This window comes from Streptomyces sp. NPDC056160, from assembly GCF_042268205.1.
In the GTDB taxonomy this organism is placed as follows: Bacteria; Actinomycetota; Actinomycetes; order Streptomycetales; family Streptomycetaceae; genus Streptomyces.
This window is the reverse complement of sequence record NZ_JBHJUW010000258.1, coordinates 1-5,560: the sequence shown is the minus strand read 5'-3', so window position 1 is coordinate 5,560 and position 5,560 is coordinate 1. Positions and strand designations below refer to the sequence as shown.

4 protein-coding genes are annotated in these 5,560 nt (G+C 74.7%); all 4 read left to right on the top strand.

The genetic code is table 11. The features are described 5' to 3' along the window. The first annotated feature begins 49 nt into the window (after window positions 1-49). Window positions 50-1,504 (top strand): hypothetical protein, encoded by a 1,455-nt coding sequence (locus tag ACFC02_RS41275; RefSeq protein WP_376367969.1) that lies wholly within the window; start codon window positions 50-52, stop codon window positions 1,502-1,504. 35 nt (window positions 1,505-1,539) lie between these two features. After that, on the top strand, window positions 1,540-2,556 hold the full coding sequence (locus ACFC02_RS41270) for a glutamate ABC transporter substrate-binding protein (protein ID WP_376367967.1): 1,017 nt from the start codon (window positions 1,540-1,542) through the stop codon (window positions 2,554-2,556). 94 nt (window positions 2,557-2,650) lie between these two features. After that, window positions 2,651-3,982, top strand: a complete 1,332-nt coding sequence (locus tag ACFC02_RS41265; protein ID WP_376367965.1) for a hypothetical protein — start codon at window positions 2,651-2,653, stop codon at window positions 3,980-3,982. Continuing rightward, window positions 3,979-5,560 (top strand): serine/threonine protein kinase (locus ACFC02_RS41260; RefSeq protein ID WP_376367963.1); only part of this gene is annotated, 1,582 nt, incomplete at its 3' end. The genes ACFC02_RS41265 and ACFC02_RS41260, both read left to right, overlap by 4 nt.

Here is a 5,560-nt window from a genome sequence, read left to right as displayed (position 1 = left end):
GGTTCCGGCAGGTATACTTGCGGCGACGGATGACCCCGGGGGGTCAGCTGTGCCACACTCGCCGAACAGCCGGGCGGCACCGCCGGGCCCCGGCGCGCCCGCGCTGCCCGCCGTGCCGCCGCAGCCCGGGGCGCCTGCCCCGCCGGTGCCCGCGGCCCCGGCGGCGGCCCCCGCGCCGCCGCGCCGTACGGCGTTCGCCGAGGGCGTCGACCGGCTGCGCGCCGCCGCCGTCACCGAGCCGGGCCGGCTGCGCCTGATCGGTGCGCTCCTGGCCCTGCTCGTCGTCGCGTTCGGTGCCGTCGCCGCCTGGCAGAGCGGGCACCGGCAGTCGGCCGCCGACGACGTCCTGCGCCACAGCCAGCCCCTCAGTTCCGAGGCCGCCGGGATCTTCCGCTCCCTCGCCGACGCCAACACCATGGCGAGCAGCGGCTATCTGGCGGGCCTCCAGGAGTCGCGCGCGACCCGCACCCGCTACGAGTCGGACATCGCCGCCGCCGCCGAGAGCCTGGTGACGGCCGCCGCCAACGCCACGCCCGGTTCCCCGGCCACCAAGGCCATCAGCGACCTCAACGAACTGCTGCCGCGCTACAAGGGCCTGGTCGAGACCGCACGCGCCAACAACCGGCAGGGCTTCCCGGTGGGCGGCGCCTATCTGCGCGCCGCCAACACCCTCATGCAGAACCGGATGCTCCCGGCGGCCGAGAAGCTGTACACGAACGAGAACGGGCGGCGCGACGCGGACTACGGCGACGCGACCCCGTACCCGTGGGCCGCGATCGCGCTCGGTGTGCTCGCCCTGGCCGCCCTCGCCCTCGCCCAGCACCGCGACTACCGGCGGACCAACCGGGTGCTGAACCACGGGCTGGTGGCCGCCGCAGCGGCGACCACCGTGGTCCTGCTGTGGCTGGTCGTCGGCCACAGCGTCGCCCGCGCGGGCCTCCACGACTCGCGGCGCGGCGTGGACGCGCTGGACGTGCTGCACGAGGCGCGGATCGCCTCCCTCAAGGCCCGCGGCGACGAGAACCTCACCCTGGTCAGCCGCGGCGCGGAGACCAAGCGACTGCCGGACGGCACGGACATGGACGCCTACGACTGGAACTACGACCAGGAGATCGGCGGTCTCGCCCGGACCCTGGCCGAGGCCGAGTCGCTCGCCGGCGACGCGGCGGGCCGGGCTCCGGTGCGGGCCGCGAGCGAGTCGGTGAAGGTGTGGAAGTCCCGCCACGCGCTGGCCCGCCAGGCCGACGACCTCGGCGACTACAAGGCGGCCCGGGACCGGGTCATCGGCACCGGCGCGAAGGACCAGTCGACGGGCAGGTGCTTCGACGACGTCGACGCCTCGCTCGTGGCGGCGCTCGACCACGCCACGCGGAAGGTCGACGGCGCCACGCGGGACGGGCTGGACGCGATGGGCTACCTGCCGGAGGGCTCCGCGGCCCTGGCCCTCCTCGGCGCCGCAGGCGCCCTGCTGGGCATCGGGCGCAGGCTGTCGGAGTACCGGTGAGAGGGAGCGTGACAGGGGTGGAAGGAGGCGTGCGGATGCGTGTGCGGCGGCTGCGGTCCGGTCTGCGGGGCTGGGGCGGCGTGGGCGCGATGGCGGTCGTCTGCGTCCTGGCGCTGGCGTTCGTCCTGGTGCTGCCGGGCACCCGCTCGCCCGGCGGGCGCACCCCGCTCGCCGCCGGCGCACGGACCACACAGGGCGTGCAGGCCAAGGCCGGCGACTGCCGGGACGGCGACGTGCAGAACCTGAGCCTGGCACCGGCGGACGCCGAGGGGCCCGCCGTCGCGGCGATCAGGAAGCGCGGCTACCTCCGGGTCGGCGTCGACCAGAACAGCTACGGCTGGGGCTACCGCAACCCGAACAGCGCCTTTGACGACCTGGACGGCTTCGACATCGCCCTCGCCCACCAGATCGCCCAGGACCTCCTCGGCGACGGGGACAAGGTCGCGTTCAAGGCCATCCCGACCAACGAGCGGGAGAAGGCCGTCGCGGACGACCGGGTGGACCTCGTGGTGCGCACCATGACGATCACCTGCAAGCGCCTGGAGAAGGTGGCGTTCTCCGCGCCGTACTTCCTGACCGGCCAGCAGGTCCTCGCCCCGCGCACGTCGTCGATCACCGGCTACGACAAGTCCCTCGCCGGGAAGAAGATATGTTCCGCGACCGGTTCGACGGCCTACGACCACCTGGCCGCCGACAAGAAGAGCGGCACCCTGCCCGGCTCCACCGACATCTCCACCACCGTCCCCAACCAGCTGGACTGCCTGGTGCGGCTGCAACTGAACGAGGTGGACGCGGTGGTGACCGACGGCGCCCTCGCCGCCAGCCAGGCCGCGCAGGACCCGGCGGTGGAGCTGAAGGGCGGCACCTTCACCAAGGAGTACTACGGCGTGGCGATGAAGCGCGGCGCCGACGATCTGGTACGTCAGGTCAACCGGAGCCTGGAGAACTACCGCAAGGACGGGGGCTGGAAGCGGGCGTACGACAACTGGCTGTCCCGCACGCTGGGTAGGGACTCGGAGTCGGCGACCCCGCCGACACCGGACTACCGGTGAGCACCCGGTGACCGCCGCCCGCGCGGGCGGCGGACCGGGGCGCCGCCGGGCGGCGCAGGACCGACGGAACACGAAGAGCAGCGAGAGGTGATCGATGGGCGGCGCGGACCCCGCCGGGCCGGTGCTGGACCGGGACGAGGTGGACCGTGCGCTGGCGCGGCTCGGCGCGGAGCACGAGGCGATCGAGACCTCGCTCCTCGCCCTCCAGGACCACGCGGGCCGCAGGCTCCTCGAAGGCGCCCGCCTCACCGGCGTCACCCAGGAGCGCTGGGCGGCGGCGGAGGCGTCGATCACGCTGCTGTGGGCGTACTTCGACGCCTACACGGCCGCGTTGCGCAGCGCCCGTGAGATCCGTGCCCGGCGCCGCTGGTCCAGCCGCGAGGACCTGGTGGAGCTGACCGGGCTGCTGCGCGGGGAGTCCGTCACGGTGCCCGGTTCTGCCGCGGCCGCGGCGAACGCCCCGGCCCTCACCGGTGCGGGCCGCCTCAGCCACAGCTTCTCGCTGGCCGCGCTGGTGGACCGGATGAACGAGCTGTACGCGAGCAGCCTGGACCTGGTGGTCGCCGCCGACGCGGTCTGGTCGGCGCTGCCCGCCCGGATCGACCTGCTCGCCGCCGAACTGCAGCGCACCCGGCGGCTCGCGCACTCGGTCGGCGTCCGCCCCGGCGAGCATCCGGCGGGCGACGACCTGGAGCGCATCACCCGCACCCTGACCGGCCTGCGCGAGCAGGTGGTCAGCGATCCGCTCGCCTACTGGGCGCCCGCGCAGGGCAGTTCGGCGCCGGGCGGCGGCCGTCCGGACACCACGGTGTACGACCGCGAGGCGCGCGCGCTGGAGGAGGTGCGCCGGGAGATCGACGCCGTGCTCGGGGTGCGGCAGGACGCCGAGCAGCGGCTGATCAGGCTCCGGGACGTCCTCTCGCGCGCGGACCGCACGCTCGCCGAGGCGCGGACCGCGCGCGGCGAGGTGCTGGCGAAGATCGCCGCCACGGAGGTGCCGGTGGTCAGCGGGCCGCCGACCGTCCTCCAGGAGCAGTTGGCGACGGCCGCCGAGTACCGCAGGCAGGCCCAGTGGCACCGCCTGTCGCCGCTGCTGGAGTCGCTGGAGCAGAAGGCGGAGGACGAACTGCTGCGGGCACGCGAGTCGTTGACTGCGGTCACCGCGCCGCTCGCGGTCCGCGCCGAGCTGCGCGGCCGGCTGGACGCGTACCGGGCGAAGGTGACCCGGCACGGTCTGGCGGAGGATCCGCTGCTGGTCGAGCGGTACGACGCGGCCCGCCGCATGCTGTGGAGCGCGCCCTGCGACCTGCGGGTGGCCGAGCAGGCCGTGCTGCGCTACCAGCGGGCGGCGGCCGAACTGCTCGGCACGGCGCGGGTGCCGCGCCAGGGCGGCCCTCGGGACGACGACGGTAGGGGGGAGTCATGAGCCAGGCGGGGCAGACCTGCCAGCGGCCGGACTGCGGCGGCGCGTACGAGGACGTGGGCGGCGGCGAGCTGTACTGCGACACGTGCGGTCTGGCGCCGGTGGTGTCGGTGACCGGCATGGTCGCCTCGGCGCCCACCGGGGTCGCCGGCGGCGCGGGCGGCTCGGCGGGCAGCGCGAGCGCGTCTTCCGGCACGGCCGGCGGCGCCCGCGGCGCGGGTACGTCGTCGCAGTCGTCGAGGTCGCGCCGGTCGGTGTCGGGGCGGCTGTCGCGTTCCCTGTCGGGCCGGTCCACCAGCCGCTCGGTGTCGGTGCGCAGTTCCGGTTCGGCCGCGGGCTCCTCCGGGCGCAGCCGGCTGGGGGCTGGTCTGGTGCAGGTGCCGCAGGTGCCGCGGCCGGACCCGCGCTCGATGGTGCTGGACGACCCTGAGGTGCCCGAGCGGAAGCGGTTCTGCTCGCGTTCGGACTGCGGGGCGCCGGTGGGCCGGGCGCGCGGTGAGCGGCCGGGCCGCACGGAGGGCTTCTGCACCAAGTGCGGCCATCCGTACTCGTTCGTGCCCAAGCTGAAGCCCGGGGACGTCGTGCACGGCCAGTACGAGGTCGCCGGCTGCCTGGCGCACGGCGGTCTCGGCTGGGTCTACCTCGCCGTGGACCGGGCGGTGTCCGACCGGTGGGTCGTGCTCAAGGGCCTGCTCGACACCGGCGACCAGGACGCGATGGCGGCGGCCATCTCCGAGCGGCGCTTCCTCGCGGAGATCGAGCACGCCAACATCGTGCGGATCTACAACTTCGTGGAACACCTCGACCAGCGCACCGGCTCCCTCGACGGCTACATCGTGATGGAGTACGTGGGCGGCAAGTCGCTGAAGGAGATCGCCAACGCCCGCCGCGCCGCGGACGGCAGGCGCGACCCGCTGCCGGTGGAGCAGGCGTGCGCGTACGGCATCGAGGCCCTGGAGGCGCTCGGCCACCTGCACAGCCGCAACCTGCTGTACTGCGACTTCAAGGTCGACAACGCGATCCAGACCGAGGACGAGCTGAAGCTCATCGACATGGGCGCGGTGCGCCGCATGGACGACGACGAGTCGGCCATCTACGGCACCATCGGCTACCAGGCGCCCGAGGTCGCGGAGACCGGCCCGTCGGTGGCCAGCGACCTGTACACGGTGGCCCGCACGCTCGCGGTGCTCACCTTCGACTTCCAGGGCTACACGAACGTCTTCGTGGACTGCCTGCCCGACCCGGACACCATCGAGGTGTTCCGGCGCTACGAGTCCTTCTACCGGCTGCTGGTGCGGGCCACCGACCCGGACCCGGCCCGCCGGTTCGCCTCCGCGCAGGAGATGGCCGAGCAGCTGACGGGCGTGCTCCGGGAGGTCGTGTCGCTGCAGACGGGCCGGGCGCGTCCGGCGCTGTCGACGCTGTTCGGGCCCGAGACCAGGGTCACGGACACGGAGCTGTTCCCGGCGCTGGACGGCGACGTGTCCCGGCTGGGCGCCCGGCCCCCGCGCGGTCACCGGGCCCCGCGCGGTCACCGGGCCCCGGCGGCGGCCCTGGCACCCGGCCCGGCCACCGCGGCGC

Coding starts and splice junctions, on each gene's coding strand:
- ACFC02_RS41270 (WP_376367967.1), top strand. CDS start 1,540: ATGCGTGTGCGGCGGCTGCGGTCCGGTCTGCGGGGCTGGGGCGGCGTG.
- ACFC02_RS41265 (WP_376367965.1), top strand. CDS start 2,651: ATGGGCGGCGCGGACCCCGCCGGGCCGGTGCTGGACCGGGACGAGGTG.